The following is a 23496-nucleotide window of genomic DNA, read 5'->3' as shown; positions in this document are numbered from 1 at the left end:
CGCGCTCACCAGGCATGATGAGCACATGACTACCGCTGTGGGGGCGCGGGACTTCGGCGTCTACGTCCACGTGCCGTTCTGCTCGGTGCGCTGCGGCTACTGCGACTTCAACACGTACGCCCCCGGCGAGGTCGAGGGCGCCACCCGCGAGGGCTACGTCGAGGCGGCGCTCAAGGAGATGGCGCTGGCGCGCGCGGCGATGCCCGGCGACGCGCGTCCGGCCCGCACCGTGTTCTTCGGCGGCGGCACGCCCACGATGCTCGACTCGTCCGCGCTCATCGCGCTGCTCGACGGCATCCGCGGCACGTGGGGCCTGAGCGCCGATGCGGAGGTCACCACCGAGGCGAACCCCGACTCCGTGACGCGCGAGTCGCTGCACGCGCTCGCGCGCGCCGGGTTCACGCGCGTGAGCCTGGGCATGCAGTCGGCGGTGCCGCACGTGCTCAGGACGCTCGACCGCACCCACAACCCGGCGAACGTCGAGCGCGCCGTCGCGGCCGCCCGCGACGCGGGCCTCAAGGTCAGCCTCGACCTCATCTACGGCACGCCGGGGGAGTCGCTCGACGACTGGCGCACGAGCCTCGAGGCGGTCCTGGCGCTCGAGCCCGACCACGTGAGCGCATACGCGCTCGTCATCGAGCCCGGCACGCGCATGGGCGCGCAGCTGCGCCGCGGCGAGGTGCAGCCGACCGATCCCGACGTCCAGGCCGACATGTACGAGCTCGCCGACACGCTCCTGAGCGAGGCCGGCTACTCCTGGTACGAGGTGTCGAACTGGGCGCGCGAGCGAGGCGACCGGTGCCGCCACAACCTCGCGTACTGGCGTAGCCAGGACTGGTGGGGGATCGGCCCCGGCGCCCACTCGTACCTCGGGCCGCGCGTGCTGCCGTCCGGCCCCGTCGAGGCGCGCCGCTGGTGGAACGTCAAGCATCCCCGCGCCTACGCGGCGCGGCTCGCGGCGGGCGAGAGCCCCGAGGCGGAGGGCGAGCCCCTTGACGCCGAGGACCTCCGGCTCGAGCAGGTGATGCTGCGCCTGCGCCTGGCGGAGGGCATCCCGGCGGACGCAGTCCCGGGCCGCGCCGATGCGATCGCGAGGCTCATCGCCGACGGGGTGATCGACGGCACGGCGGCCCTGCGCGGCACGCTGCGCCTCACGCGCCGCGGCCGCCTGCTCGCCGACCTCGCGGTGCGCGCGCTCGCCTTCTGAGCGACCCCCACGTCGTGACCCCGCGCGGCGACCCGCCGGGCGACGAGGGGATTCGCCCCGTGCGTCCGGGATGTCCCCGCCCCCGCTTACCCTTGACCGGCACGAAAGGAGCGGACGCGCCGACGGGCGCGTCCACGCAGGACCATCGACACCGACACCCTCACGCGGGCCCTCCCGCGCGCCACGGAGGCCCGCGCCGTCCCTCGGGGACGGATCGCGGGTCTCGACGCGCTGCGGGCGCTCGCCGTCACGCTCGTGGTGGTGTACCACCTCGTGCCGGCGTCGCTGCCGGGCGGCTACATCGGCGTCGACGTGTTCTTCGTGCTGTCGGGCTTCCTCATCACCACGATCCTGCTGCGAGAGCACGCGCGCACCGGCCGGGTCTCGCTGCGCCGCTTCTGGCTGCACCGCGCCCGCCGGCTCCTCCCCGCGCTCGCGGCCGTGCTCGTCGTGGGCCTCGCGTCGGTCGCGGTGGCGGTGTCCGCGCTGCAGATCCGCGGCGAGCTCGTCGAGGGGTCCGTGTGGGGCGACCTGCTGGTCGGCGCCGGCGCGCAGGTCGCGGCGGCCGCGACCTTCACGAGTAACTGGGTGACGGTCGCGCTCGGCCAGTCCTACGCCGCGGCGTCCGCTCCGCACCTGTTCGAGAACCTGTGGTCCCTCGCGGTCGAGGAGCAGTTCTACGTGCTGTGGCCGCTCGCGGTGATGGCGGCGCTCGGGCTCGGGATCGTCGCGCGACGCGCCTCCGCCGGTGCGGCCGCCGTCGCCGCCGCATCCGCCCTCACGATGGCGGCGCTGCTGCCCGCCGACGGCGACGCGACGCGCGTCTACATGGGCACCGACACGCACGCGTTCGGCCTCATGATCGGCGCCGCCCTCGCGTTCTGGTGGGCGGCGGACGATGCGCGCGGCGCCCCGCAGGCCCACCCCGCCCGGGCGACCACGCTCGGCATCACGGGCCTTCTGTCGCTCGGTGCGCTCGCGGCGTTCCTGCCGTGGGACTCGACCTGGACGTACCGCGGCGGGCTGCTGCTCGCCTCGCTCGCTGCGGCCGCGGCGATCCACATGGTGGTCGCGGTGCCCGCGATCGGCCGCGCCCTCGACACGGGCCCGGCGCGGTGGGTCGCGGCCCGCTCGTACGGCCTCTACCTGTGGCACTGGCCGGTGCTCGTGGTCCTCGCGACGGCGTTCGACGGCGGCCGCGTGCGCGACGCCTCGCTCCTCACGGTCGCGCTCACGCTCGCGCTGACGGTGGGGGCCGCGACCGCGTCGTACCGCTGGATCGAGACGCCGGTGCGGCGCATGGGGTTCCGTCGCGCGGGCCGCGCGATGCTCGGCTGGCTCTACCCCGTGGCTCCGGACGGCGCGGTGCGCCGCAGGGTCCGGCGCCGCCGGGTCGCGCTCGTCGGGGGAGCGGGAGCGGGCCTGCTCGCGCTCGCGTGCGCGGCGATCGCCGCCGCCCCGGCACGTACCGGGCTCGAGATGCAGCTCGACGCGGGCGCCGCGATCGCGGCCGGCGGCGACGCCCCGTCCGGGCCGGCGCTCCCGACCCCGGACGCGACGCCCTCGGACGTCCCGACGCCCGGCACCGGCGCATCGTCCCCCCTCGCGCACGGCGAGCCGCCGCTGCCCGCGCGCGTGCCGCCCCCGGGTGCGCTGCCGGCGCGCGCGCCCGACGGCGACCAGGTCACGATGGTGGGCGACTCGGTCGCGCTGGGCTCGGCCCCCGCGCTGGCGGACGCCATGCCGGGCATCGCGGTCGACGCCGAGGTGGGCCGGCAGTTCGCGGCGGGCGTCGACGTGGTCGAGCGGCTCGCGCGCAAGGGCCGGCTGCGGCCGTACGTGGTGGTCGCGCTCGGCACCAACGGCGCCGTGCCCGACGAGGACATGGAGCGGCTGATCCGCCTCGCCGGCGATCGCCGCGTGGTGCTCGTGACGCCGTACGGCGACCGGTCGTGGATGCCCGACTCGCAGCGCGCGGTGCGGCGCGCGGCCGGCGCCCACGACAACGTGGTGGTCGCCGACTGGCAGCGCGCCGTCGAGGAGGACCCGTCGGTGCTCGGCCCCGACGGCATCCATCCCGACGTGGACGGGCAGGAGACGTTCGTCGAGGTCGTCGAGACGGGGCTGGCGGAGGCCTCGGAGGAGCCCGCCGGGACGGACCCGGACGCGACGACGGCCGGGGCGGGAGACCCGCGCCCGGCCGTCGAGGGCGGCTACTTCACGAACGGGATGACGAGCGGGATCCGGTAGTACTCGCCGCGGTTGGCGCGCACGCCCGCGACGATCGAGATGACGATCGCGTAGATCCCGTAGGCGATCATCGCGGGGATGGTCACGAAGAACCCGATGAAGAACGTCACGAACCCGAGGATCACGCCGCCGACGATCACGACGAGCGACGTGAGCTGCAGGTTGAGGTTCGCCTTGCCGTGCCAGTCGACCAGCGCGCTGCGCTCGCGGTAGAGGAGCCACATCACGAGCGGCACCACGAAGGCGAGCGTGCCCGCGGAGATCACGAGCGCGACGGCGGCGAGGATGTGCACCAGCATGGCGATGGTGCGGGCGTCGCTCTCCAGCATCGGGGCCGGGGGAGCGTAGGGCGGCGGCGTCGGGGCCGCCTGAGGCTGCTGCGGCGGGACGGGCGGGCCGTCCTGGGGCATCTGAGGGTCGGGCTGCGTGGTCATGGCTCCACCCTCCCAAGAAGCGGCGGGCCCCGCATCCACCACGAGGCGGAGCGGGGCCCTGATCCTGCTCGGGGTACGTCCCCTACTTCACGATGCGCCAGTTGAACGGGTAGCGGTACCGGTCGCCCCGGTACGCGGCGATCCCCGCGAGGATGCAGAACACGAGCGTCGCGATCCCGACGACCGGCAGGATCACGAAGCCGATGAGGATCGGCGTGGTGACCAGGCCGACGATCTGCGCGATCGTGACGAGGATCGAGAAGTTGAGCGCCTCCTTGCCCTGGTCGTCCACGAATGCGCTGCGCTCGCGGAAGATCAGCCAGATGATCAGCGGCGGCAGGAAGCTGAAGAAGATGATGCCCAGGTGGGAGAAGAGGGCCCACAGGCGCTCGTCGCTCTCGGCCATCGGCTGCGACGCGTACGGCTGCTGGGGCGGCGGAGGGGACTGCGGCGGGGGCGGCGGGTAGTCGGTCATGGGTTCTCCTCGGATGCGGTCCGCGACGGGCGCGCCTGACGGCGCCGTCTCCTCCAGCGTAGCCAGAACGCCCCGGTAGATCCGGGATGTCGGGGTTCCGGGGACGATGCGCAGCGCGCCGGGGAAGGGCGCCCGGAGGGGCCGTCCGGGCCCCGCGATAGGATTAGCACTCGTCGAGTCCGAGTGCCAGGAGGGTCAGTGAGCGAGGAACGTCGCCGCGCCGTGCTCCGCGCGATCGTGGAGGGGTACGTCGCCACCCACGAGCCCGTGGGGTCCAAGGCCCTCGCGGACGCACGCTCCCTGGGAGTCTCGTCCGCCACGATCCGCAACGACATGGCGATCCTCGAGGAGGAGGGGCTCATCGCGCAGCCCCACACCTCGGCGGGCCGCATCCCCACGGACCTGGGCTACCGCTCGTTCGTGGACCAGCTGGCCGCGACGGCACTGCCCGAGGCGCACAAGCGCGCCATCGGCACGTTCCTGTCCGACGCCGTCGACCTCAACGACGTCGTCGAGAGGTCGGTGCGGCTGCTCAGCCAGCTCACGCGCCAGGTCGCGGTGGTGCAGTACCCGTCGCTGCGCGAGTCCGCGATCCGCCGCATCGAGCTGGTGCGCATGGGCGCGGAGCACGCGCTCGTGGTCGTGGTGTCCGCGGACGCGCGCGTCGACCAGCGCACCATCGCGCTCGGCGAGGCGACGTCCGACGAGGCGTTCGAGCGGGCCGTGCGGGAGGTCAACGCCACCGCGCTGGGCCTGTCGGGCGCGCACCTCGAGGCGGCGCTCACCATGTGGGCGGCCGCGCCCGACCAGGTCCCGTGGGCCGGGGCGGTCGCGGACCTCGTGGTGCAGGCGGCGCGCGGCGGCACGGTGGAGCGCGTGGTGTTCGCGGGCGCGTCCAACCTGGCACGCCAGGGTTCCGGCCTCGAGGCCGGCACCATCGCACCGGTGCTCGACGCGCTCGAGGAGCAGGTGGTGCTGCTCCGGCTGTTGCACGAGATGGCGGCCGAGGGGGACGATGTCTCGGTTCGCATCGGCGCGGAGACGCACCACGAGGCGCTGTCGCGCACCTCGATCGTCGCCGCGGCCTACGGCCGCGACGCCGCCGCGCTCGTGGGCGCTCTCGGACCGACACGCATGGACTATCCAGGGACGATGGCAGCCGTACGCGCCGTCGCCCGCTATCTGTCGAAAGTGGTGGAGCTCTAGGTGAAGGACTACTACGCCGCGCTGGGCGTCTCGCGGGACGCGTCCGAGGCGGAGATCAAGAAGGCGTACCGCAAGCTCGCGCGCGAGCTGCACCCCGACGTCGCCGGCCCCGACGGGGAGGAGCGCTTCAAGGAGGTCTCCGCCGCGTACGACGTGCTCGGCAACGCCGAGAAGCGGGCCCAGTACGACCGCGGCGTCGACCCCCGGTCCGCCTCGGGCGGCGCCGGCGGCGCGCAGGGCTTCGGCTTCGAGGACATCTTCGAGACGTTCTTCGGCGGCGGCGCCGGCCCGTTCGGCCAGCAGCAGCGCGGCCCCGCGTCGCGCGTGCAGCGCGGCGGCGACACGCTCGTCCACACCGAGGTCACGCTCGAGGAGGCCGTCTTCGGGGTCACCCGCGAGATCCAGGTGGACCTCGCCGACGTGTGCGGCACGTGCCACGGCTCGTGCTGCGCCCCCGGCACCCAGCCCAACCGCTGCCGCCAGTGCAACGGCCAGGGCTCGGTCCAGCGGGTCGCGCGCTCGCTGCTCGGCAACGTCATGACCACCGCGCCGTGCCCCGCATGCGGCGGCTACGGCACCACCATCGACACCCCCTGCACCGACTGCTCGGGCCAGGGCCGCACGCACGCGCGCCACACCGTGAGCGTCGACATCCCGGCGGGTGTCGAGACCGGCACCCGCATCCGCATGACCGCGCAGGGCGACGCGGGAGTCGCGGGCGGCCCCAAGGGCGACCTCTACATCGAGATCCGCGAGCGTCAGCACGCGGTGTTCGAGCGCCGCGGCGACGACCTGCACTGCAACCTCGAGGTGCCCATGACCGCGGCCGCGCTCGGCACCGTGCTGTCCGTGGACACGTTCGACGGCCCCCAGGAGGTGGACGTCCGGCCCGGCACGCACGCCGGCTCGACCGTCAAGCTCAAGGGCCTGGGCGTGGGCAAGCTTCAGCGCGCCGGCCGCGGCGACCTCTTCGTCCACCTCGACGTGGTCACCCCGACGGACCTCACCGACGAGCAGTCGGAGCTGCTGCGGCGGCTCGCGGCGCTCCGCGGCGAGGAGGCACCCGAGGCGCGTCTCGCTCCCATCGGCGGGGGCGTGTTCTCGCGCCTGCGGGACGCCTTCAAGGGCCACTAGGGGATGACCGCGCCGGTCTTCGTCGATCCCGCGGCGGCCTCGGCCGTCGCGGGCGACGTCCTGCGCGTCGAGGGCGACGAGGCGCGCCACGCCGTCACCGTCCAGCGCCGCCAGGTGGGGGAGCGCGTCGACGTGGTCGACGGCGCCGGCACCCGTGCCGCCGGGGTGCTGGTCGCGACCGGCGACCGGTGGATGGAGGTCCGTGTCGAGGCCGTGAGCCGCGACGCCGACCCCGAGATCACGCTCGTGCAGGCGCTCGCCAAGGGCGGCCGCGACGAGCAGGCCGTCGAGGCGGCCGTCGAGCTCGGCGTCACGCGCATCGTCCCGTGGTCCTCGGACCGCGCGATCGTGCAGTGGCGCGGCCCCAAGGCCGCCAAGGGCCGGGACAAGTGGGCGTCGCTCGCGCTCGCAGCCGCCAAGCAGAGCCGCCGCGCGCTCGTGCCCACGGTGGACGATGCGCTCACCACCCGCCAGCTCGCGGCGAGGGTGGGCGAGGCGGTCGCCTCGGGCACGCGCGTGCTCATCCTCCACGAGGCCGCCGCGACCCCCATCGCGTCGCTGACCTGGGAGGACGCGGACGCGCCCGTGTGGCTGCTGGTCGGCCCGGAGGGCGGCATCGCCGACGCCGAGGTCGAGGTCCTCACGGCCGCGGGCGCGGAGACGGTCGTGCTCGGCCCGCACGTGCTGCGGGCGTCCTCCGCGGGTCCGGCCGCGCTCGCGGCCCTGGGCGCGCTGCGCGGCCACTGGTCGCGCTCCTGAGCGCCTGCCCGGGGCGCCCGGGTGTCCGCCCAGGTCATTACGCTAGGTCCATGAGCACCACGGACTGCATCTTCTGCAAGATCGTCGCCGGAGAGATCCCGGCGACGAAGGTCGTCGAGACCGAGAATGTCATCGCGTTCCGCGACATCGCCCCGAAGGCCCCCGTGCACGTGCTCGTCGCCTCCAAGACCCACGTGCCGAACGTGGCCGCCGCCGCCCGCGAGATTCCCGAGGTCCTCGCCGAGATGGCGGTCGTCGCGCAGCAGGTCGCCGACGCCGAGTGCGACGGCGAGTACCGCCTCATCTTCAACACGGGCGCGGCCGCCGGCCAGACCGTGTTCCACGTCCACGGACACGTCATGAACGGCGGCGCGCTGGGGTGGGACGCGTGAGCGTGACCCGGGTGGTCGTGGTCGAGGACGCGGCGAGGATGCCGGACCTGCTCGGCTCCGGCGACGGCGTGCTCCGCGAGGTCGAGCGGGCGTTCCCCGCGGTCGACATCCTGGTGCGCGGCAACCGCATCACCCTGAGCGGCGACCAGGACGACGTCGACGCCGCCACGTCGGCCGTCGAGGAGCTGCGTGACGTGCTCGGCGCGGGGGTGCCCCTGACCCCGGAGGTCGCGCGCGAGTCCGTGCGGATGCTCCGGGCGACCGGCGCATCGTCCCCCGGCACGCCGGCCACCGCGGTCGCGGAGCGCCCCGCGGGCGTGCTCAGCCGCTCGATCCTGTCCACCCGCGGCCGCACCATCCGTCCCAAGACGCAGGGCCAGGCTGCGTACGTGCACGCGATGGACTCGCACACCATCACGTTCGGCATCGGGCCCGCGGGCACCGGCAAGACGTACCTCGCCATGGCGCAGGCGGTCGCGGCGCTGCAGTCCAAGCGGGTCAACCGCATCGTCCTCACGCGGCCCGCCGTGGAGGCGGGGGAGCGGCTGGGCTTCCTGCCCGGCTCGCTGAGCGAGAAGATCGACCCGTACCTGCGCCCCCTGTACGACGCGCTGCACGACATGGTGGACCCCGAGTCGATCCCGCGCCTCATGGAGGCCGGGACCATCGAGGTCGCGCCGCTCGCGTACATGCGCGGGCGCACGCTCAACGACGCGTTCGTGATCCTCGACGAGGCGCAGAACACCACGCGCGAGCAGATGAAGATGTTCCTCACGCGCCTGGGATTCGGCACCACCATGGTGGTCACGGGCGACGTGACCCAGGTGGACCTGCCCGGCGGGACCAAGTCGGGTCTGCGCGCCGCCTCCGAGATCCTCACCGGGGTCGAGGACATCGCGTTCTGCCACCTCGGCGCCGAGGACGTGGTGCGCCACCGCCTGGTGAGCGACATCATCACCGCCTACGCCAGGAACGACGAGAAGGACCAGGCGCGCACGAAGCGCCCGACCGGCCAGAAGCGCCGGTTCGACAAGGAGGAGCAGCGATGATCGAGGTCAACAACGAGACCGACGCGACCATCGACGAGGTCGAGTTCGCGGAGCTCGCCCGCTACGTGCTCGGCCAGATGCACGTCGCCGACGGCGCGGAGCTCGCGATCCTCTTCGTCGACGAGACCGCGATGGAGCAGCTCCACCTGCAGTGGATGGACGAGCCCGGCCCCACCGACGTGCTGAGCTTCCCCATGGACGAGCTGCGGCCGGGCACGCCCGACGACCCGACGCCCGCGGGGCTGCTCGGCGACATCGTCGTGTGCCCGTCCGTCGCCAAGCGTCAGGCCGCGACCGCCGGCCACAGCGCCGAGGAGGAGATGCTCCTGCTCACCACGCACGGCATCCTCCACCTCCTGGGCTACGACCACGTGGAGCCGGAGGAGGAGAAGGAGATGTTCGCGCTGCAGCGCACGCTCCTGCTCACGTTCCTCGCGAACCGATGACGTCGACCGCGATCACGCTGCTCGTCGTCGTGGCGGTGGCGGGGCTCGCGGGCGCCGCCGCGCTGCACGCGATCGTCGCCGCCTTCGAGCAGGTGCCGTACGCGGACGAGCGCCGCATGGCCACCCAGCTCCGCCCCGACGGCCGCCCCACGCGTGCCGCGCGGCTCGCGTCGCTGCCCGATCACGCCGACAACGCCGCCTCGGTGGCGTACGCCGTGCTCGAGGCCGTCGCGGTGGTCGCGTGGACGGCGCTCGCGCTCGGCCTGGGCGACGCGCTCGGGTGGGACACCGCGTGGACGCTGCTGCTCGCGTGGGTCGTGGCGGCCTTCCTGTCGCTCGTGGTGGTGCGCGCGTGGCCGCGCGCGGCCGCCCGCCGCGCCCCGGAGCCCGCGATCCGTGCGCTCGCGCCGCTCGCCTGGAGCCTCATCCGCGTCACCACGCCCATCCGCGCGGTGGTGCCCGCGCTGCGCATCCGTGAGCTCTCCGAGCCGGAGGACCTGGTCGAGCAGGCCGGGACCGCGCTCGAGGAGGAGGACGCCGAGCTGCTGCGCTCGGTCGTCGGCCTGGGCGAGACGCTCACGCGCGAGGTGATGGTGCCGCGCACCGACATGATCACCATCGAGGCCGGCACGGCGGCACGCAAGGCGATGCTGCTGTTCATGCGGTCGGGCTTCTCCCGCGTGCCGGTCATCGGCGACGGGGTTGACGACACGGTCGGCGTGCTCTACCTCAAGGACGTGGTGCAGGCCACGTGGGACCACCCCGGCCGGCTCGAGGAGCCGATCGACGCGCTCATGCGCGAGCCGGTGTTCGTGCCCGAGTCCGTGCCCGCGGACGACCTGCTGCGCCGCATGCAGGATGAAGTGTTCCACCTCGCGATCGTGGTCGACGAGTTCGGCGGCGTCGCGGGCCTCGTCACCATCGAGGACGCGCTCGAGGAGATCGTCGGCGAGATGGTCGACGAGCATGACCGCAGCGTGCCCGAGGTCGAGGACCTGGGCGCCGGCCGCTTCCGCATCCCCGCGCGCTGCGGGCTCGACGAGCTCGCGGAGCTGTTCGAGGTCGAGATCGACGACGAGGACGTCGAGACCGTCGCGGGCCTCCTCGCGAAGGCCCTGGGCAAGGTGCCCATCCCCGGATCCCGCGCGTCCGCGCACGGGATCGACCTGCTCGCCGAGCGCGCCGAGGGCCGCAGGCGCAGGCTGGTGTCCGTGATCGCGTCGCGCGCGGCGGAGGCCGCCCCGACCACGGACGAGATCGAGACATCGCCGCGCAGGCGCGGCAAGAAGGAAGAGGACGAATGACCGACCACCGCTCCGGCTTCGCGGCGTTCGTGGGACGCCCCAACGCCGGCAAGTCCACGCTGATGAACGCCCTGGTAGGCGACAAGGTGGCGATCATGTCGTCGCGCCCGCAGACCACACGGCGCGCGATCCGCGGCATCGTCAACCGGGACGACGCCCAGCTGGTGATCGTGGACACGCCCGGCCTGCATCGTCCCCGGACCCTGCTGGGGGAGCGCCTCAACGACCTGGTGCGCGAGACCCTGTCCGAGGTCGACGTCATCGGGTTCTGCCTGCCCGCCGACGAGAAGGTGGGCCCCGGCGACCGCTGGATCGCGCGCGAGCTCGCGGAGACCCGTGCGCCGGTGGTCGCGATCGTCACCAAGGTCGACAAGGTCTCGCGCGAGCGCGTCGCGGAGCACCTGCTCGACGTGTCGACGCTGGGGGAGTGGGCCGAGATCATCCCGGTCAGCTCGGTGAAGGACATCCAGATGGGCACGCTCGTCGACGTGCTCGCCAAGTACCTGCCCGCTGGGCCGGCGCTCTACCCCGAGGGCGAGCTCACGGACGAGCCGGAGGACATCCGGATCGCCGAGCTCATCCGCGAGGCCGCGCTCGAGGGCGTGCGCGACGAGCTGCCGCACTCGATCGCCGTGGTGATCGAGGAGATGGTGGAGCCCGACGACGAGGACGCGCACCGGCCCGTCCTGGAGATCCGCGCGCACGTGTTCGTGGAGCGCGACTCGCAGAAGGGCATCATCATCGGTCGCGCCGGATCGCGTCTGAAGGAGGTCGGGGCGACGGCGCGCGCCGGCATCGAGCACCTGCTCGGCCGGAAGGTGTACCTCGACCTGCACGTGAAGGTCGCGAAGGACTGGCAAAGGGACCCGAAGCAGCTGGGCCGCCTGGGCTTCTGACGATTGGCAATGACAGGTGTGACGCATGTGACTCCGCGCGATGGTCGGCGCGGGTCCCGGGCGCCGCATCGTCCCCGCCCGTCCCACCCGTCACAAATGTCATTGGAAACCGTCCGCTATGGTGGACCCATGCGTGCACGCTCGCTGCTTATGTGCCGCGACGAGGCCTAGACCAGGTCGGTTCCTCGTCGCGGCCACAGTCCTGCCGGCCGAGGACCCCAGCGACAACCGCGAGCAGCGAGGAAAACCCATGAGCCACTACACCGGCGGCGCGCAGACCGCGTCCCCCATGCCCGTCAAGAAGTACGTGCCCTTCCATGAGCAGATCCAGGTGGACCTGCCTGACCGCACCTGGCCCGGCGCGACCATCACCAAGGCCCCGCGCTGGTGCGCGGTCGACCTGCGCGACGGCAACCAGGCCCTCATCGAGCCGATGGACGCGGAGCGCAAGCTGCGCATGTTCGAGCTCCTGGTGAAGATGGGCTACAAGGAGATCGAGGTCGGCTTCCCGAGCGCGAGCCAGACCGACTTCGACTTCGTGCGCAAGCTCATCGACGAGGACCGCATCCCCGAGGACGTCACCATCCAGGTGCTGACCCAGGCCCGCGAGCACCTCATCGAGCGCACCTACGAGTCGCTCAGGGGCGCCAAGCAGGCGATCGTCCACCTGTACAACTCGACGAGCATCCTCCAGCGCGAGGTGGTCTTCCGCGCGGACGAGGACGAGGTCCTCGACATCGCCACCCACGGCGCGATGCTGTGCCAGAAGTACGAGGAGACCATCCCCGACACCCGGGTGTTCTACGAGTACAGCCCCGAGTCCTACACGGGCACCGAGCTGGCCTACGCCGTCCGCGTGTGCAACGCCGTCCTCGACGTCTGGAAGCCCACGCCCGACCGCAAGGTCATCATCAACCTGCCCGCGACGGTCGAGATGGCGACGCCCAACGTGTATGCCGACTCGATCGAGTGGATGAACCGCAACCTCGACTACCGCGACAGCGTGGTCCTGTCCCTGCACCCGCACAACGACCGCGGCACGGCCGTCGCGGCCGCCGAGCTGGGGTACATGGCCGGCGCGGACCGCATCGAGGGCTGCCTGTTCGGCAACGGCGAGCGCACCGGCAACGTCGACCTGGTCACGCTGGGCATGAACCTCTTCAGCCAGGGCATCGACCCGGAGATCGACTTCTCGGACATCGACGAGGTGCGCCGCACCGTCGAGTACTGCAACCAGCTCGACGTGCACCCGCGCCACCCGTGGGGCGGCGACCTGGTCTTCACGGCGTTCTCCGGCTCGCACCAGGACGCGATCAAGAAGGGCCTCGAGGCGATGGCCGCCAAGGCCGAGAAGCAGGGCGTCGAGGTCGACGACCTGGTCTGGGCCGTGCCGTACCTGCCGATCGACCCCAAGGACGTCGGCCGCTCCTACGAGGCCGTCATCCGCGTCAACTCGCAGTCCGGCAAGGGCGGCGTCGCGTACCTGCTGAAGAACGAGCGCAGCCTCGACCTGCCGCGTCGCCTGCAGATCGAGTTCTCGCGCGTGGTCCAGCGTGAGGCCGATGCGACGGGCGCCGAGATGTCGGCCGACCACCTCTGGCGGATCTTCGAGGACGAGTACCTGCCGGCCGCCGATCCCGCTCGGAAGTGGGGCCGTCTCGCGCTTGTCGGCACCCGTGCCACCTCCTCCGACACGGGCCCCGACACGCTCGCGGCCGACATCACCGACGGCGGTGCCTCCGTCACGGTCGAGGGCTCGGGCAACGGCCCGGTGGCCTCGTTCGTGAACGCGCTCGCCACGCGCGGAGTCAAGGTCGAGGTCCTCGACTATCACGAGCACGCGATGAGCACGGGCGGCGACGCCACCGCCGCCGCGTACGTCGAGTGCGCCATCGACGACCAGATCCTGTGGGGAGTCGGCATCGACCCGTCCATCACGACGGCCACGCTCAAGGCGATCATCTCGGCCGTCAACCGCGAGGGTCGATGAGGGTCGCCACCCGGCTCGCCGGAGCCGTCGCCGCGACCGTCCTGGTCGCGGCGACGCTCGCGGCGTGCGGCTCGCCCACGCCCGACACCACGCTGCCCGACCTCTCGGGCCTCGGGCTCGAGGCCGTGAGCTGCGACGACACCACCAAGATGGCGGGCATCGGCGCCGAGGCGGCGGATGCCGAGGTCGCGTGCTGGACCGGCACCCCGGACGGCACGTTCATCACCACGGCGGACGCGATCCTCAAGGACCTGCTCGCGGACAACGCCGGTGGCGAGGACGTCAGCAAGGCGCTGTGCTGGGACGACTCGGTCAACGGCGACGACGCGAGCGCGTGCCGCGCGATCCTCGTCGGCGACGTCACGGACGGCATGATCGTGTCGACCGTGGTCGCGCTCAAGGACCCCGCCGCGGTGCTCGGCGGGCTGTCCGACAACCCCACCGACGACGAGGTGGCCAAGGCGCTCACGGGCGCGGACGTCGAGGTGCTGGTCTTCAGCGAGCCCGCGGCGGACGAGACCGGCGACCTGTAGGAAGCCCCGCCCTCGACCTCTTCCCACACGAGATCTGCACCTGGCGGCGCGCTGGTCGCGTGTCATCGCGCGAGTTGCAGCGCGAGGGACGATGCGGGGCCCGCGTGTGTGGGGAGCGGTCAGGGGAGCGGTCGTCGGCGCGCGCCGGACCCGGTCAGGCCGGGACGGCCTCGGCCCGCACGGTGCGCGACCGGGCGCCGCGGCGCTCCGCCCCGCCGAGCAGCCACACCGTGAGCCACATCTCCGCGACCGTCGACGGCACCGCGACCACGACGAGCATCACGCCCGCGATCGCGGCGTAGTCGGGCACCAGGACGTGGGCGAAGGTGTCGGCCACGTAGGCGATCCCCGCGATCCCGAGCCCGACGCCGAGCGCCCGCGGAGCGAGCCGCGCCCCGACCAGGATCCGACCCACCAGGGCGAGGTGGAGGCCGAACGCCACGAGCCCGATCAGCCAGGCCGCGTCGAACGCGGCCAGGGCCGTGCTCACGGCGGCGGCCCGCGCATCGTCCCCGAGGCCGGTGTCGCCCGTCGCGACGCGCAGCGCGACCGCGAGGAACGTCACGGCCCCGGCGAAGATCACGCCGTAGGCCAGGCGCAGCCAGGCCGCGAGGAGCGAGCGCTGCTCGCCGGTGCGGCGCAGCAGCACGTGGAGCGCCCACGCGATCGCGATGTCGATGACGGCGATGGTGAGGAACGCCGCGATGCCGAACCGCATCGCGCCGTCGTGGGTGGCGATGGCAGCGAGCGTCGCGGCCGGATCGTCGGGCGTGACGAGCCGGTCGAGCACGACGAAGTTCGTCGGGATCGCGAGCGCGAAGATCGCGAGGTAGCCGGCGCCGGCCCAGCGGGCCAGGCGGGTGGACGATGCGGTGGTGGTCATGGCGGTCTCCTTGCGTGGGGCGAGTGTCAGGGGGCGACGACGATCGCGGCCTTGCCGGCGATCCGGCCGGCGGCGAGGTCGGCGAGGGCCGCGGGTGCCTCCGCGAGCGGGTAGGTGCGGGTGAGCGCGGGGCGCACGTCCCCGGCGACGATGCGCGCGGTGAGGGCCTCGAGCGGCTCCGCGGTGGTGATCGACATGAGGCCCATGAGCCGCTGCCGGGTGAACAGCGCGGCCAGGGGGGCACGGAGCGCGCGCATGGTTCCGCCCATGAGCGCGTCGCCGCCCTCGCCGCCGACGATGACGAGCGTGCCGGCGGGGGACAGGATGCGGCGGAGCCGGCGCAGCGGGGTGAGGCCGCCGGTATCGATGATCACGTCGAACTCGTGGTCGAGGGACGTGACATCCGTGGCCCGGTAGTCGATCACGTCGGTCGCACCGAGCGCGCGCACCATGGCCGCCTTGGCGGCGCTCGCGACGCCGGTGACCTGAGCGCCGGCCGCGACCGCGAGCTGCGTGGCGAACGAGCCGACCCCGCCGGAGGCGCCGAGGACCAGCACCCGCTGGCCAGGCTCGATGCCCGCGCGTTCGACCGCCTTGAGCGCGGTGACGCCCGAGACGGGCGTGGCCGCGGCCTCCGCGAAGCTCAGCGAAGAGGGCTTCGCCGCGAGGGCGGACTCCTGCGCGACCGCGAGCTCCGCATAGGAGCCCGCCGCCGCGCCGAGCACCTCGTCGCCGAGCGCGAAGCGGGTCACACCGGAGCCGATGCCGATGACGACTCCGGCGACATCGCCGCCCGCGATGGGCCGACGGGGCCGGCGCAGGCCGAAGCCGATGACCCGCATGACGAGCGGGCGTCCGGTGGCGAGGTGCCAGACGCCGCGGTCGATCCCGGCGGCGCGGACCTGGATGAGGACCTCGCCGGGACCGGGCGTGGGTGCCTCGACGGTCTCGAGGTGCATCGCCTCGGGTCCTGCGTAGCTGCGCTGGACGGCGGCCCGCATCGTGGTGGTGGCGGAGGTGGGGACGGTGGCGGTCATGTCGGTGCTCCTGCTCGTGTCGAAGTGTTTCGTACTAAGTACGACTTGCTATGCTCGACCGTAGGCGTACTTAGTACGAAACGCAAGGTCTGGAGCGGATCCGATGGCTGATCAGGCACGACGCAGGCTGGCGCGGGAGACGGTGCTCGCCGCGGCGATGGAGCTCGCGGACCGCGAGGGGCTCGAGGCGCTCACGATGCGGTCGCTCGCCGACGCGCTCGGCACCAAGCCGATGACGCTGTACCACCACGTGCCCGGCAAGGAGGCGCTGCTTGACGGCATGGTGGACATCGTCTTCGCGGAGATGGAGAAGCCCCCGGTCGAGCTCGAGTGGAGGGACGCGATGCGCGTGCGCTGCCGCTCCGCGCGCGAGGTGCTCGCGCGCCATCCATGGTCCGTGCCGCTGCTCGAGTCCCGGCACCACCCGGGGCCCGAGCTGCTCGCGCACCACGAGGCGGTGCTGGCGACGCTCGACCGCGCCGGGATGCCGTTGCCGCTCGTCGCGCACGCCTACGCCGTGCTCGACAGCTTCGTCTACGGCTTCGCGATGCAGGAGGCGAACCTCGCGGTGCAGCGTGGGCAGGAGGACGCGGAGCTGGCGGGGGAGATCGCCTCCGCCTTCGACCCGGCCGCCTACCCGATGCTCACACGCTTCGCGATGGAGCATGCGATGCAGCCGGGCTTCAACTTCGGGGACTCGTTCGACTACGGGCTCGACCTGCTGCTCGACGGTCTCGCGCGCGCCGCGGCCTAGGGCCCCGCCTGAGACGCGGGACAATGGACCGTGCCCCTCTACCGTGACGACGCGATCGTCCTCCGCACCCACAAGCTGGGTGAGGCGGACCGCATCGTCACGATGCTGACCAGGCGCCACGGCAAGATCCGCGCCGTCGCGAAGGGCGTGCGCCGCACCTCGAGCCGGCTCGGCGCGCGCATGGAGCCGTTCATGCTGGTCGACGTGCAGCTGTACGAGGGCCGCAACCTCGACATCGTGAGCCAGGTCGAGACCAAGGAGCCGTACGCGCGGCGCATCGCCGAGGACTACGGGATGTTCACCGCCGCGACCGCGATGGTCGAGATGGCGGACAAGCTGGTCGACGACGAGCGCGAGCCCGCATGGGACCAGTACCGCCTGCTCCACGGCGGGCTCGCCACGCTGAGCCGCCGCGCCCACGAGCCCGGCCTCGTGCTCGATAGCTACCTGCTGCGCTCGCTCTCGCTCGCCGGCTACGAGCCGAGCTTCTCCGACTGCGCGAGCTGCGGCCGTCCCGGCCCGCACCGCGCGTTCGTGGTCGCCGGGGGTGGGGCCGTGTGCGAGGCGTGCCGCCCGCCGGGTGCCGCGGCCCCCGCCCCCGAGACGTTCTCCCTGCTCGAGGCGCTGCTGAGCGGCGACTGGGCCGCCGCGGACGCGTCCGACGACCGCCACCGCCGCGAGTCCGCCGGCCTCATCGCCGCGTACACGCAGTTCCACCTGGAGCGGAAGGTCCGCAGCCTGGGGCACGTCGACCGGTCGTAGCGTCCCGGTGGCCGGGCCGCTCGACCCCGCCCGCGCATCGTCCGCCGATAGGCTTTCGACCGTGACCGTCCTGCCCCCTTTCACGCACGCCTCCGGCGCGACCCCGCCCGCCCTCCCGAAGGACGCCGTGCCGAAGCACGTGGCCGTGGTCATGGACGGCAACGGCCGCTGGGCCAAGGAGCGGGGCCTGCCGCGCACCGCGGGCCACGAGCGCGGCGAGGCGTCGCTGCTCGACGTGGTCGCCGGCGCGATCGAGGTGGGCGTGACCCACCTCAGCGCGTACGCCTTCAGCACGGAGAACTGGAAGCGCAGCCCCGACGAGGTCCGCTTCCTCATGGGCTTCAACCGCGACGTGATCCGCCGCCGCCGCGACGAGATGCACAGCTGGGGCGTCCGCGTGCGCTGGGCCGGCCGCCGCCCCAAGCTGTGGAAGTCGGTCATCACGGAGCTCGAGCGCGCGGAGGAGATGACCCGGGACAACACCACCCTCACGCTCACCATGTGCGTCAACTACGGCGGTCGCGCCGAGATCGCCGACGCCGCGAAGGCCATCGCGCTCAAGGTCGCCGCGGGCGAGCTCGACCCGTCCAAGGTCACGGAGAAGACCCTCGCGGCCCACCTGGACGAGCCCGACATGCCCGACGTCGACCTGTTCTGGCGCTCGAGCGGCGAGCAGCGCTCGAGCAACTTCCTGCCCTGGCAGGCGGCCTACGCCGAGTACGTGTTCAGCGACACCCTGTGGCCCGACGTCGACCGCACCCACCTGTGGGCCGCGATCGAGGAGTACGCGCGGCGCAACCGCCGCTTCGGCGCCGCCTGAGGCGCGTCAGGCGTCCGCGACGGGGGACGATGCGTCGGCCGGGGCATCGTCCGACGTCCCGTTCGCGCGGCGCCGCCTCGCGACCACCAGCCACACGAGTGCGCCGACCAGCAGAAGGCTCCCCAGGAGGACCCACGGCGACGTGGTGAAGGCCTGCCACGCGGAGAAGCCGATGACCTCGTACGACAGCGCCCACAGCAGACAGCCGGGCAGCATCGCGGCGGTGTACCGGCCCCAGTGCATGCGCGCGTACCCGGCGCCGCCGTTGACCAGCGACTGGATGCCGAGCGTGAGGAAGGACAGCGGGATCGCGATCCAGCCCCACCGCTCGGTGAACGCCTGCGCCTTGGTCATCGCGGGGCCCGAGAAGCGGCGGGCGATGCGGGCGCGCTTGCTGTGCTGGGCCTCGGCCTTGTCGGCGACCGCGTCCGCGCCGGCGCGCGCCCAGCGCGCGATCCAGTAGGTCGCCTGCGTGCGCACGAAGACGATCACGACGAGCGCGCCGAACAACCACCACCAGGGGCCGTCCTCGACGAAGCGCGGGATGCCGGGCATCAGGCGCGGCCCTCGGCGGTGCAGTCCGGGCAGACGCCGGTGAGCTCGATCGTGTGGTCGATGCGGGCGTAGCCGTGCTCCGCCGCGAGGCGCGCGGCGAACTCCTCAAAGGACGGGACGTCGATCTCGACGGCCTTGCCGCACACGCGGCAGCGGAGGTGGTGGTGGTGCTCCTCGCCCGCCTCGCAGCGCCGGTAGAGCGTCTCGCCGGACTCGGCGACCACCGCATCGACCTCGCCGGATTCGGCCAGCGCCTGGAGCGCGCGGTAGACGGTCGCGAGGCCCACGCCCGAGCCGGTGGTGCGCAGGCGCTCGTGCCACGACTGCGCGGAGCGGAAGTCGCGGGTGTCGAGCGCGTCGAGGATCTCGCGGCGCTGACGCGTCATGCGCGTGGCGGTCACGTGCCCCTCCGTGCCATCGAGGTGACGCCGGCCACGGCCACGTACGCGAGGACGCCGAGGGTGACGATGAGCGCGCCGGGCTGCACGTCGTAGAAGATCGTGATCCAGATGCCGGTGAGCGTGAGCACGGCTCCGATGCCCATCGCGACGTGCATGGTGCGCGCGAAGGACCGGGTGAGCAGCTGGGCGATCGCGACGGGGACGATCATGAGCGCGCTCACGAGCAGCACGCCGACCACCCGCATCGCGACCGTGATGGTGACGGCCGCGAGGACGGCGACCACCATGTTGAGCGCCTCGACGGGCAGGCCCGTCGAGCGTGCGAACTCCTGGTCGTGGGTGACCGCGAACAGCGCGGTGCGCAGGCCCAGCCCGATGAGCAGGATCGCCGCGGCAAGCCCGACGCTCATCCACACGTCGCCCCAGGTCACGGTCGAGATCGAGCCGAAGAGGTAGCCGAGCAGGTTGGCGTTCGAGCCGCCGGCGAGCCCGATGAGCAGGACGCCGCCGGCGATGCCGCCGTAGAACAGGATCGCCATGACGACGTCCGCCGCGGTGCCGCGCGAGCGCATGCGCTCGATGATGACGGCGCCGCCGATGGCGAACACGATCGCGCCGGGGATGGCGAGCGCGTCCTGCTGCGCGAGGCCGAACAGGCTGCCGGCGAGCCAGCCGGCGGCGACTCCCGCGAGGGCGACGTGGCCGATGCCGTCGCCCAGCAGTGCCATGCGGCGCTGGACCAGGTAGGTGCCCATGACGGGTGCGGCGAGGCCGACCAGCAGGCCGACCAGCAGCATGCGCTGGATCAGGGGTTCGGCGAGGAGGCTCACGGTCCCTCCAGTCCCAGGCCGCCGTCGCGTGACGGCGGGTCCGTGTGGGGGTGCTCGTGGTCGTGGCCGGGCAGCGCGTGCACGCCCAGGTCCTTGGGCGGCGGGCCGTCGAACGTGACGCAGCCGCGCTCGATCACGACCGCGCGGTCGATGTGGTGGGCCATCGCGCCCAGCTCGTGCAGGACGATGACGACGCCGACGCCGTCGTGCTTTAGGTGGCCCACGGTGTGCGAGAACTGCACCTGCGACTCGAGGTCGACGCCGGCCATCGGCTCGTCGAGGATGAGCAGCTTGGGCCGGCGCACGAGGGCGCGGGCGATGAGCACGCGCTGCTGCTGGCCGCCCGACAGGCGCGACACGTCGCGCTTGGCGAGGTCCTCGATGCCGACCGACCGCAGCGCGGCCCTGGCGCGCGCGTGGGCGTCGCGCGGCGGGACGAGGCCGCGCAGGCGCGCCCCGAAGCGCGCGGCGCCGTCGCGGCTGCCGAGCAGGCCCGAGGTCACCACCTCGAGCGCCGTCGCGGACACGCCGCCGGCCGCGCTCACGCGCTGCGGGACGTACCCGAGGCGCGCCCGCGAGGCGGGCGAGGCGGGGCGCCCGAACAGGTCGATGGTGCCCGCGGTGGTGGGGAGGGCGCCCACGATGGAGCGCACGAACGTCGACTTGCCGGAGCCGTTGCCGCCGAGCAGCGCGACCACCTCGCCCGGACGGGCCGTCAGCGCGACGCCGTGCAGGATCTCCGTGCCCTGCAGGGAGACGCGGACGTCCCGCGCCTCGACAAGCGAGGGCGGGAGGTCCGCTGTCAGGTCCGGATCACTCACAGCCGAGCGCACCCTCCAGCGTCGTGAGGTTCCTGGTCATGACGCCAATGTAGTCGTCGCCGTTCGCGACGGTCTCCACGGGGGAGAGCACCTCGGTGGTCACACCCAGGTCGTCGGCGAGCGACTGCGCGACGGTCGCGCTGACCGCCGACTCGGTGAACACGGTGGTGGCGCCGGTGTCCTCGATGACCTTCTTGATCTCGAGGATGCGCGCGGGCGACGGCTCCGACTCGGGGTCGAGCCCGGCGATGGGCACCTGCGTGAGGTTGTAGGCGTCGGCGAGGTAGCCGAAGGCCTCGTGGCTCGTGACGAAGGTGTCGCGCTGGCAGCTCGCCAGGCCCGTCGTGTAGTCCTCGTTCAGGGCGTCGAGCGAGGCGTGCAGCGCCTGCGCGTTGGCGGTGTACGTCTCCGCGTGCGCGGGGTCGGCCTTCGCGAACGCCTCGCCGACGGCGTCGCCGTACTTCGCGAGCAGCTCGGGGTCGAGCCAGAAGTGCGGGTCGAGCGTGCCGTGGTCGTGGCCCGTCTGCGCCTCGTCGTCCGTGTGCTCGTCGGGGGCGTGCAGCGTCACCACGGACGCCGCGTCGAGCGCCTGGACGCCCGTGGTCGAGACCGCGTCGTCGACGGCGGGTTGGAAGTCCGAGAGGTAGAGCGCCAGGTCCGCGGTGCCGAGCTTGCGGACGGTCGCGGGGGAGAGCTCGACGTCGTGGGGCTCGATGCCGGCAGGGGTCATCGACACGATCGACACCAGGTCGCCGCCCACCTGCTGGGCGACGTACTCCAGCGGGTAGAAGGCGGTGGCGACCGTGAGCGCGGCGTTCGGGTCGGTGGACGATGCGCCGCCCACGATCGGGTCGGCGGAGCAGCCTGCGAGGGCCAGGGTCGAGACGGCGGCCACGGCGACGAGCGTGCCGGTGCGGCGGGTGTTCATCTGCATGACGACGACTGTACTGCAATTGATAATCATTGTCGATAAGGCGGGGTTGAAGCGGGCCATTGGTACCAATCGCCACGAATCTGGCCCAGAACGTGGCGATTGGTACCACCGGCGCAGGCGGCTCACGGTGCGGTACCCCGCGCCGCCCGCCCGACCCGCGCATCGTCCCCCTGCCGGCCCGCCGCTAGACTGACGCGAGCAAATCCGACCCTCCACAAGGAGCATCAACGTGGCCGCACCCAGCCGTCTCGACAACGTCATCTCGCTCGCGAAGCGCCGCGGCTTCGTGTTCCCCTGCGGCGAGATCTACGGAGGGACGCGCTCCGCGTGGGACTACGGGCCGCTCGGCGTGGAGCTCAAGGAGAACATCAAGCGCCAGTGGTGGCGCGCGATGGTCACCTCGCGCGACGACATCGTGGGCCTCGATTCGTCCGTGATCCTGCCGCCGCAGGTGTGGGAGGCCTCGGGCCACATCGCGGCGTTCGTGGACCCGCTGGTCGAGTGCCTGTCCTGCCACAAGCGCTTCCGCGAGGACCACCTCATCGAGGAGTTCGAGGAGAAGAAGGGCCGCGCTCCCGAGGGCGGCCTCGCCGGCATCGCGTGCGGCAACTGCGGCACGCGCGGCCAGTGGACCGAGCCCAAGATGTTCAACGGCCTGCTCCGCACCTACCTGGGCGTGAGCCAGGACGAGTCGGGCCTGCACTACCTGCGCCCCGAGACCGCGCAGGGCATCTTCATCAACTTCGAGAACGTCATGCGCACCGCGCGCCAGAAGCCCCCGTTCGGCATCGCGCAGGTCGGCAAGTCGTTCCGCAACGAGATCACGCCCGGCAACTTCATCTTCCGCACGCGCGAGTTCGAGCAGATGGAGATGGAGTTCTTCGTGGTGCCCGGCACCGACGAGGAGTGGCACGAGCACTGGATCCAGACCCGCAAGGACTGGTACACGGGCCTCGGCATCTCCGAGGACAACCTGCGCCTGTACGCCCACCCGCAGGAGAAGCTCTCGCACTACTCCAAGGGCACCACGGACATCGAGTACCGCTTCGGCTTCCAGGGCTCCGAGTGGGGCGAGCTCGAGGGCATCGCGAACCGCACCGACTTCGACCTGTCGACGCACGCCAAGCACTCCGGCAAGGACCTGTCCTACCTCGACCCGGCCACCAACGAGCGCTTCGTGCCGTACGTGATCGAGCCGGCGGCCGGCCTGTCCCGCTCCCTCATGGCATTCCTGGTCGAGGCCTACACCGAGGAGGAGGTCCCAACCGCGAAGGGCGGCACCGAGACCCGCACCGTCCTGCGCCTCGACCACCGCCTCGCGCCCATCAAGGCCGCGGTGCTGCCGCTGTCGAAGTCCGCGGACCTGGTCCCCACCGCCGAGGCGCTGGCCAAGGAGCTGCGCGGCGCGTGGAACATCGACGTGGACGTCACGCAGTCCATCGGCAAGCGCTACCGCCGCCAGGACGAGGTGGGCACGCCGTACTGCATCACCATCGACTTCGACACGCTCGACGACCAGGCCGTCACCATCCGCGACCGCGACACCATGCAGCAGGAGCGCGTGGCCCTGTCGCAGGTCTCCGGCTACCTCGCGCAGCGCCTCATCGGCGCGTAGCGCCCTCCG

General features: G+C 72.7%; 25 protein-coding genes. 16 read left to right on the top strand and 9 right to left on the bottom strand.

The annotated features are described in order from the left end of the window. Positions 1-25 precede the first annotated feature (25 nt). Positions 26-1207 carry a radical SAM family heme chaperone HemW gene (gene hemW, locus AOM04_RS08205; RefSeq protein WP_062464462.1) on the top strand — a complete coding sequence of 394 codons (1182 nt, stop codon included), beginning with the start codon at positions 26-28 and terminating at the stop codon, positions 1205-1207. A 144-nt stretch (positions 1208-1351) separates the two neighbouring features. Next, a complete protein-coding gene (locus tag AOM04_RS08200; protein ID WP_369401360.1) occupies positions 1352-3457 on the top strand; it encodes an acyltransferase family protein in 2106 nt (701 codons plus the stop codon). On the opposite strand, the gene AOM04_RS08195 is transcribed toward AOM04_RS08200, so the two are convergent. Together AOM04_RS08195 and AOM04_RS08190 are read right to left on the bottom strand one after the other, a co-directional pair. After that, on the bottom strand, positions 3421-3891 hold the full coding sequence (locus AOM04_RS08195) for a DUF4870 domain-containing protein (RefSeq protein ID WP_062464273.1): 471 nt from the start codon (positions 3889-3891) through the stop codon (positions 3421-3423). The two genes, AOM04_RS08200 and AOM04_RS08195, sit on opposite strands and share 37 nt — an antisense overlap. Positions 3892-3973: 82 nt before the next feature. Next, a complete protein-coding gene (locus tag AOM04_RS08190) occupies positions 3974-4366 on the bottom strand; it encodes a DUF4870 domain-containing protein (RefSeq protein ID WP_062464272.1) in 393 nt (130 codons plus the stop codon). Between the two features lie 198 nt (positions 4367-4564). Here AOM04_RS08190 and hrcA point away from each other — a divergent pair, with 198 nt between their 5' ends. The 10 genes from hrcA (at position 4565) to AOM04_RS08140 (ending at position 14075) form a co-directional block, all read left to right on the top strand. Continuing rightward, entirely contained in the window at positions 4565-5572 is a 1008-nt protein-coding gene (gene hrcA, locus AOM04_RS08185; protein WP_062464271.1) for a heat-inducible transcriptional repressor HrcA, read from the top strand. Continuing rightward, positions 5573-6706 (top strand): molecular chaperone DnaJ, encoded by a 1134-nt coding sequence (gene dnaJ, locus AOM04_RS08180; protein WP_062464270.1) that lies wholly within the window; start codon positions 5573-5575, stop codon positions 6704-6706. Between the two features lie 3 nt (positions 6707-6709). After that, positions 6710-7465, top strand: coding sequence for a 16S rRNA (uracil(1498)-N(3))-methyltransferase (locus AOM04_RS08175; protein ID WP_062464269.1), 756 nt, complete (start codon positions 6710-6712; stop codon positions 7463-7465). 50 nt (positions 7466-7515) lie between these two features. Then, positions 7516-7857 carry a histidine triad nucleotide-binding protein gene (locus tag AOM04_RS08170; protein WP_062464268.1) on the top strand — a complete coding sequence of 114 codons (342 nt, stop codon included), beginning with the start codon at positions 7516-7518 and terminating at the stop codon, positions 7855-7857. Between the two features lie 38 nt (positions 7858-7895). After that, complete coding sequence (locus tag AOM04_RS08165) at positions 7896-8906, top strand: PhoH family protein (RefSeq protein ID WP_082104540.1); 1011 nt, start codon at positions 7896-7898, stop codon at positions 8904-8906. Next, entirely contained in the window at positions 8903-9352 is a 450-nt protein-coding gene (ybeY, locus tag AOM04_RS08160) for an rRNA maturation RNase YbeY (RefSeq protein WP_062464266.1), read from the top strand. Before AOM04_RS08165 ends, ybeY begins: the two co-directional genes overlap by 4 nt. After that, the gene (locus tag AOM04_RS08155) at positions 9349-10656 is read left to right on the top strand and encodes a hemolysin family protein (protein ID WP_062464265.1); all 1308 of its coding nucleotides are present in this window, start codon (positions 9349-9351) and stop codon (positions 10654-10656) included. The genes ybeY and AOM04_RS08155 overlap by 4 nt, the downstream gene beginning before the upstream one ends. Next, entirely contained in the window at positions 10653-11552 is a 900-nt protein-coding gene (gene era, locus AOM04_RS08150; RefSeq protein ID WP_062464264.1) for a GTPase Era, read from the top strand. The genes AOM04_RS08155 and era overlap by 4 nt, the downstream gene beginning before the upstream one ends. Before the next feature lie 250 nt (positions 11553-11802). Further along, positions 11803-13542 carry a 2-isopropylmalate synthase gene (gene leuA / locus AOM04_RS08145; protein ID WP_062464263.1) on the top strand — a complete coding sequence of 580 codons (1740 nt, stop codon included), beginning with the start codon at positions 11803-11805 and terminating at the stop codon, positions 13540-13542. After that, the gene (locus AOM04_RS08140) at positions 13539-14075 is read left to right on the top strand and encodes a hypothetical protein (RefSeq protein WP_062464262.1); all 537 of its coding nucleotides are present in this window, start codon (positions 13539-13541) and stop codon (positions 14073-14075) included. Before leuA ends, AOM04_RS08140 begins: the two co-directional genes overlap by 4 nt. A gap of 154 nt (positions 14076-14229) precedes the next feature. Here the strand turns inward: AOM04_RS08140 and AOM04_RS08135 are convergent, their stop codons facing one another. Further along, positions 14230-14958, bottom strand: coding sequence for a DUF4386 domain-containing protein (locus tag AOM04_RS08135; RefSeq protein WP_062464261.1), 729 nt, complete (start codon positions 14956-14958; stop codon positions 14230-14232). A 26-nt stretch (positions 14959-14984) separates the two neighbouring features. Further along, positions 14985-15995, bottom strand: coding sequence for an NAD(P)-dependent alcohol dehydrogenase (locus AOM04_RS08130; protein WP_228373669.1), 1011 nt, complete (start codon positions 15993-15995; stop codon positions 14985-14987). A gap of 103 nt (positions 15996-16098) precedes the next feature. Between AOM04_RS08130 and AOM04_RS08125 the strand changes: the two genes are divergently transcribed. From AOM04_RS08125 to AOM04_RS08115, 3 genes are all read left to right on the top strand, one after another. Next, entirely contained in the window at positions 16099-16749 is a 651-nt protein-coding gene (locus AOM04_RS08125) for a TetR/AcrR family transcriptional regulator (protein ID WP_062464260.1), read from the top strand. A 30-nt stretch (positions 16750-16779) separates the two neighbouring features. Next, positions 16780-17511 (top strand): DNA repair protein RecO, encoded by a 732-nt coding sequence (recO, locus tag AOM04_RS08120; RefSeq protein ID WP_062464259.1) that lies wholly within the window; start codon positions 16780-16782, stop codon positions 17509-17511. Between the two features lie 61 nt (positions 17512-17572). Further along, positions 17573-18331 carry an isoprenyl transferase gene (locus AOM04_RS08115; RefSeq protein ID WP_062464258.1) on the top strand — a complete coding sequence of 253 codons (759 nt, stop codon included), beginning with the start codon at positions 17573-17575 and terminating at the stop codon, positions 18329-18331. A 6-nt stretch (positions 18332-18337) separates the two neighbouring features. On the opposite strand, the gene AOM04_RS08110 is transcribed toward AOM04_RS08115, so the two are convergent. The 5 genes from AOM04_RS08110 to AOM04_RS08090 are packed head-to-tail and all read right to left on the bottom strand — an operon-like array spanning position 18338 to position 21872. Next, a complete protein-coding gene (locus AOM04_RS08110; protein ID WP_062464257.1) occupies positions 18338-18886 on the bottom strand; it encodes a DedA family protein in 549 nt (182 codons plus the stop codon). Continuing rightward, positions 18886-19287 (bottom strand): Fur family transcriptional regulator, encoded by a 402-nt coding sequence (locus tag AOM04_RS08105; protein WP_304512011.1) that lies wholly within the window; start codon positions 19285-19287, stop codon positions 18886-18888. The genes AOM04_RS08110 and AOM04_RS08105 overlap by 1 nt, the downstream gene beginning before the upstream one ends. Beyond that, positions 19284-20117 carry a metal ABC transporter permease gene (locus AOM04_RS08100; RefSeq protein ID WP_439645064.1) on the bottom strand — a complete coding sequence of 278 codons (834 nt, stop codon included), beginning with the start codon at positions 20115-20117 and terminating at the stop codon, positions 19284-19286. Before AOM04_RS08100 ends, AOM04_RS08105 begins: the two co-directional genes overlap by 4 nt. Beyond that, on the bottom strand, positions 20114-20938 hold the full coding sequence (locus AOM04_RS08095) for a metal ABC transporter ATP-binding protein (protein ID WP_228373668.1): 825 nt from the start codon (positions 20936-20938) through the stop codon (positions 20114-20116). The genes AOM04_RS08100 and AOM04_RS08095 overlap by 4 nt, the downstream gene beginning before the upstream one ends. After that, entirely contained in the window at positions 20931-21872 is a 942-nt protein-coding gene (locus tag AOM04_RS08090) for a metal ABC transporter substrate-binding protein (RefSeq protein ID WP_228373667.1), read from the bottom strand. The genes AOM04_RS08095 and AOM04_RS08090 overlap by 8 nt, the downstream gene beginning before the upstream one ends. A 229-nt stretch (positions 21873-22101) precedes the next feature. On the opposite strand from AOM04_RS08090, the gene AOM04_RS08085 reads away from it, so the two are divergent. Beyond that, the gene (locus AOM04_RS08085; RefSeq protein ID WP_062464256.1) at positions 22102-23487 is read left to right on the top strand and encodes a glycine--tRNA ligase; all 1386 of its coding nucleotides are present in this window, start codon (positions 22102-22104) and stop codon (positions 23485-23487) included. Positions 23488-23496: the final 9 nt, after the last annotated feature.

The sequence above is a fragment of the Demequina soli genome (assembly GCF_000971195.1).
GTDB classification, from domain to species: Bacteria; Actinomycetota; Actinomycetes; order Actinomycetales; family Demequinaceae; genus Demequina; species Demequina soli.
Note: the sequence above shows the minus strand (reverse complement) of the source record. Positions and strands in the feature narration are given on the sequence as shown.

What these genes read in the sequence shown, in the direction of transcription:
- hemW (WP_062464462.1), top strand. Translation starts at nt 26, where the DNA reads ATGACTACCGCTGTGGGGGCGCGGGACTTCGGCGTCTACGTCCACGTG.
- AOM04_RS08195 (WP_062464273.1), bottom strand. Translation starts at nt 3,891, where the DNA reads ATGACCACGCAGCCCGACCCTCAGATGCCCCAGGACGGCCCGCCCGTC.
- AOM04_RS08190 (WP_062464272.1), bottom strand. Translation starts at nt 4,366, where the DNA reads ATGACCGACTACCCGCCGCCCCCGCCGCAGTCCCCTCCGCCGCCCCAG.
- AOM04_RS08175 (WP_062464269.1), top strand. Translation starts at nt 6,710, where the DNA reads ATGACCGCGCCGGTCTTCGTCGATCCCGCGGCGGCCTCGGCCGTCGCG.
- AOM04_RS08170 (WP_062464268.1), top strand. Translation starts at nt 7,516, where the DNA reads ATGAGCACCACGGACTGCATCTTCTGCAAGATCGTCGCCGGAGAGATC.
- AOM04_RS08165 (WP_082104540.1), top strand. Translation starts at nt 7,896, where the DNA reads ATGCCGGACCTGCTCGGCTCCGGCGACGGCGTGCTCCGCGAGGTCGAG.
- ybeY (WP_062464266.1), top strand. Translation starts at nt 8,903, where the DNA reads ATGATCGAGGTCAACAACGAGACCGACGCGACCATCGACGAGGTCGAG.
- AOM04_RS08155 (WP_062464265.1), top strand. Translation starts at nt 9,349, where the DNA reads ATGACGTCGACCGCGATCACGCTGCTCGTCGTCGTGGCGGTGGCGGGG.
- era (WP_062464264.1), top strand. Translation starts at nt 10,653, where the DNA reads ATGACCGACCACCGCTCCGGCTTCGCGGCGTTCGTGGGACGCCCCAAC.
- leuA (WP_062464263.1), top strand. Translation starts at nt 11,803, where the DNA reads ATGAGCCACTACACCGGCGGCGCGCAGACCGCGTCCCCCATGCCCGTC.
- AOM04_RS08140 (WP_062464262.1), top strand. Translation starts at nt 13,539, where the DNA reads ATGAGGGTCGCCACCCGGCTCGCCGGAGCCGTCGCCGCGACCGTCCTG.
- AOM04_RS08135 (WP_062464261.1), bottom strand. Translation starts at nt 14,958, where the DNA reads ATGACCACCACCGCATCGTCCACCCGCCTGGCCCGCTGGGCCGGCGCC.
- AOM04_RS08130 (WP_228373669.1), bottom strand. Translation starts at nt 15,995, where the DNA reads ATGACCGCCACCGTCCCCACCTCCGCCACCACCACGATGCGGGCCGCC.
- AOM04_RS08125 (WP_062464260.1), top strand. Translation starts at nt 16,099, where the DNA reads ATGGCTGATCAGGCACGACGCAGGCTGGCGCGGGAGACGGTGCTCGCC.
- AOM04_RS08110 (WP_062464257.1), bottom strand. Translation starts at nt 18,886, where the DNA reads ATGCCCGGCATCCCGCGCTTCGTCGAGGACGGCCCCTGGTGGTGGTTG.
- AOM04_RS08090 (WP_228373667.1), bottom strand. Translation starts at nt 21,872, where the DNA reads ATGCAGATGAACACCCGCCGCACCGGCACGCTCGTCGCCGTGGCCGCC.